Annotated in this window: 4 protein-coding genes and 1 pseudogene; 3 read left to right on the forward strand and 2 right to left on the reverse strand. The window is 71.0% G+C overall.

Translation table 11 applies throughout. The features are described 5' to 3' along the window. Together ACGFR9_RS29440 and egtD are read left to right on the forward strand one after the other, a co-directional pair. A pseudogene (locus ACGFR9_RS29440) lies at positions 1 to 106 on the forward strand (class II glutamine amidotransferase); the annotation flags it as partial. Beyond that, entirely contained in the window at positions 103 to 1,065 is a 963-nt protein-coding gene (gene egtD / locus ACGFR9_RS29445) for an L-histidine N(alpha)-methyltransferase (RefSeq protein WP_393214288.1), read from the forward strand. The pseudogene ACGFR9_RS29440 and the gene egtD, both read left to right, overlap by 4 nt. An 18-nt stretch (positions 1,066 to 1,083) precedes the next feature. Here the strand turns inward: egtD and ACGFR9_RS29450 are convergent, their stop codons facing one another. Then, positions 1,084 to 2,334 carry an extracellular solute-binding protein gene (locus ACGFR9_RS29450; protein ID WP_393214291.1) on the reverse strand — a complete coding sequence of 417 codons (1,251 nt, stop codon included), beginning with the start codon at positions 2,332 to 2,334 and terminating at the stop codon, positions 1,084 to 1,086. Positions 2,335 to 2,519: 185 nt separating this feature from the next. Here ACGFR9_RS29450 and ACGFR9_RS29455 point away from each other — a divergent pair, with 185 nt between their 5' ends. Continuing rightward, on the forward strand, positions 2,520 to 2,735 hold the full coding sequence (locus ACGFR9_RS29455) for a dodecin (RefSeq protein ID WP_393214294.1): 216 nt from the start codon (positions 2,520 to 2,522) through the stop codon (positions 2,733 to 2,735). On the opposite strand, the gene ACGFR9_RS29460 is transcribed toward ACGFR9_RS29455, so the two are convergent. Continuing rightward, the gene (locus ACGFR9_RS29460; protein ID WP_393214297.1) at positions 2,736 to 3,209 is read right to left on the reverse strand and encodes a hypothetical protein; all 474 of its coding nucleotides are present in this window, start codon (positions 3,207 to 3,209) and stop codon (positions 2,736 to 2,738) included. Positions 3,210 to 3,377: the final 168 nt, after the last annotated feature.

The following is a 3,377-nucleotide window of genomic DNA, read 5'->3' on the forward strand; positions in this document are numbered from 1 at the left end:
ACCCTACGACGACGACCCGCACTGGCAGCAGGCCCCCGACCGCACCCTCCTCGCCGCCACCCCCACGGACATCCTGCTGACCCCGCTCAAGGAGCCCCTCACGTGAGTCCGTTCCATCTCACCCGCACCCTGCCCGAGGACACCACGGACGCCGCCCTGCGCTCCGACGTCCAGGAGGGCCTGACCGGCAGCCCGAAGACGCTGCCTCCGAAGTGGTTCTACGACGCGCGCGGCAGCGAGCTGTTCGAGGAGATCACCGCGCTGCCCGAGTACTACCCGACCCGTGCGGAACGCGAGATCCTGCGCGTCCGCTCGGAGGAGATCGCCGACGCGTCCGGCGCCCGCACCCTGGTCGAACTGGGCTCCGGCTCCTCGGAGAAGACCCGGCATCTCATCGACGCGCTGACCGGGCTGCACACCTATGTCCCGGTCGACGTCAGCGAGAGCGCCCTCACCCTGGCCGGGGAGGCCCTCGTCGCCGAGCGGCCCGGGCTGGAAGTGCACGCGCTGATCGCCGACTTCACCGCCCGGATGACGCTGCCCCGGACGCCGGGACCGCGGCTGGTGGCGTTCCTCGGCGGCACCATCGGCAACCTCCTCCCCGCCGAACGTGCGGCGTTCCTCGGCGCCGTCCGCACCCTGCTCGCCCCGGGCGACGCCCTGCTGCTCGGCACGGACCTGGTGAAGGACGAGGAGGTGCTGGTCCGGGCGTACGACGACGCGGCCGGGGTGACGGCCGCGTTCAACAAGAACGTGCTGACCGTCGTCAACCGGGAGCTGGGCGCCGACTTCGATCCGGACGCGTTCCGTCATGTGGCGGTGTGGGACGCCGAACACGAGTGGATCGAGATGCGGCTGCGCTCGCGTACCGCGCAGACGGTGAAGATCCCCGCCCTGGGACTCGCCGTGGAGTTCGCGGCGGGCGAGGATCTGCGCACCGAGGTGTCGGCGAAGTTCCGCGAGGAGGGAGTGCGCGAGGAACTGTCGGCCGCGGGGCTGGAGCTGACCCGGTGGTGGACGGACGGGGAGGGGCGGTTCGCCCTGTCCCTGAGCGTCGCCCGCTGACGGGAGCGGCGCATCGCCCTAGTCGAAGGCCAGGGCTTCGGTGATGCGCCGTGCGGCGCGTTCGGCCTCGGTGGCCGGGTCGGAGCCGGTGAGCACCTTGGTCATGTACTCCTTGATCGGGTTGTCCGCCTCGACCTCGCTCCACTGGGGTGTGATGGGGGTCGCCCTGCCCTGTGCGGCTCCGGCCGCCATGGCCGCGACCCCCTCCTCCCCCGCCACCGACTCGGCGAGCCCGGCCTTGTTGGGGACGTAGTTCATGGTGCGGGCCAGTTCGGTGTTCCACTCGGCGCCGGTCAGGGCGGCGACGACCTCGAGGGCGCCCTCCCGGGCGTCGGTCTTGGCGGGGATGACGAGGTCGGAGCCTCCGGTGAAGACGGCGCCCGGCTTGTCGGCGGTCCTGCCGGGCACCGGGAAGTAGCCCAACTCGCCCTTCAGTTCCGGGTTCTGCTTGAGGATGGCGCTCGCCAGTCCCGGTACGGCGACGACCTGCGCGACCTTGCCCTCGGCGAACACGCCTGCCTGCGGGGGATGTTCCTCGTCGGCGTCGGCCGGTCCGTCGCCGAGCGCCTGGAGCTGCCGGTAGAAGTCCATACCGCGCAGGGCCGCCGGGCTGTCGAGCGCCCCGCGCCAGACGCCGTCACGCTCCTTGGCGAGTTCACCGCCCTCCTCCCAGATGAAGCCGGCGAGGGTGTACCAGTCCTGGCCCGCGAGGTAGATGCCCTGGTTGCCGCCGGTGTCGAGCTCCTCGGTGAGAGCGAGCCACTCGTCGCGGGTCTTCGGCGGGGCGGTGATGCCGGCCTCGCGGAAGAGGTCCTTGCGGTAGATGACGACCCGGTTGGCCGCGTACCAGGGGATGCCGTACTGCTGGGAGCCCCACTGGCCGGGTTCGGCGAGGCCGGGCAGCCAGTCCTCGCGGCCCCAGTCCCGCATGGACTCCAGGGTGAGGTCGAGCAGTCCGTCGCCCTCCGCGTACGTGGCGACCTGGGTGTTGCCGACCTCGATGACGTCGGGGCCGTTCGCCTCGTTCGATTCCAGGGCCCCCTGCACCTTCTCGCCGATTCCGGTCCACTCCTGGATGCGGAGGTCGAGGTCGAGGTCGGGGTGCTCGCGCTCGAACTCCTCGGTGAAGCGGTCCAGGTACTCCTGCGACGCGCTGTGCTGCATCAGCCACACGGTGACCGTGCTCCGTTCCGCGTCGCCGGGCATCAAGCCACAACCACTGAGCAGCGAGGCGGACACGCAGACGAGGGCAAGCAGGGGGCGTTTCACGAGGGGTCCTGTTTCTGTCTGACGGACAGGGCGGCCCGACGTGGGGGGCGAGCGGGGGCTCGGGCGGGTGCTTCGTATCTTGGTATGGACCAATGGGTAGGTCAAGCGGTCAGGCGAACGGGGCCGACGCCTCGCGCCCGGCCGTGGCGTGGGGCACGGTGGAGTGACATGAGAGGAGCAGTCATATGTCGAATCACACCTATCGGGTCACGGAGATCGTCGGTACCTCGCCGGACGGCGTCGACAACGCCGTGCGCAACGGCATCGAGCGTGCCTCGCAGACGCTGCGCAATCTCGACTGGTTCGAGGTGACCCAGGTGCGCGGGCAGATCGAGAACGGACAGGTCGCGCACTGGCAGGTGGGGCTGAAGGTGGGCTTCCGCCTGGACGAGTCGGACTGATCAGGTCCGGCCTTCGCGCTCCTGCGCGTCCTTCAGGTCGCCGGAGGGGGCGGTCCAACGGGCGTGGACGACGGTGAAGCCCGCCTTTCGGGCGTCCTGGCAGACCAGTTCGTCGTCGTCCACGAGGACCCGGATGTCGCGGGTGCGGGCGAGGCGGCGCAGGACCGCGAGTTTGGTGTGGCGGGCGGGGCGGCGGTCCGCGTTGCCGCGCATGTACAGGTCGCCTGCGGGCAGGTGCCGGGCTGCGAGCCAGTCGAGGGTGTCGCGGCGGCAGCGTTCGGGGCGGCCGGTGAGGTAGACGATCTCGCACTCCTTCGCACTCTCGTGCACGAGTGCGATGCCTTCCGCGAGTGGGGGGTCCTGGGGTGCGGCCGCGAAGAAGCCGTCCCAGTCCCGGGGGCGCCGCTCCAGGAAATGCTGCCGATGCGCGGTACCGGCAAGCGTGTTGTCCACATCGAAAACAGCCAGAGCCAACAAACTCCCACTCCCCATCATCCCCCCGACCCTAACCGCCACCTCCGCGTTCCCGCGGCTGACGCGGGAAGCGCGGCTCCGCGCCGGCTGGAAGCCGGCGCGGAGCCGTGAGCGGGGGTACGGCTACCACCGGCCCCCCGGGGGGCTGTCCCCGCCCGCGGGGGCGGC

This window comes from Streptomyces sp. NPDC048584 (assembly GCF_043199595.1).
GTDB lineage: Bacteria > Actinomycetota > Actinomycetes > Streptomycetales > Streptomycetaceae > Streptomyces > Streptomyces edwardsiae.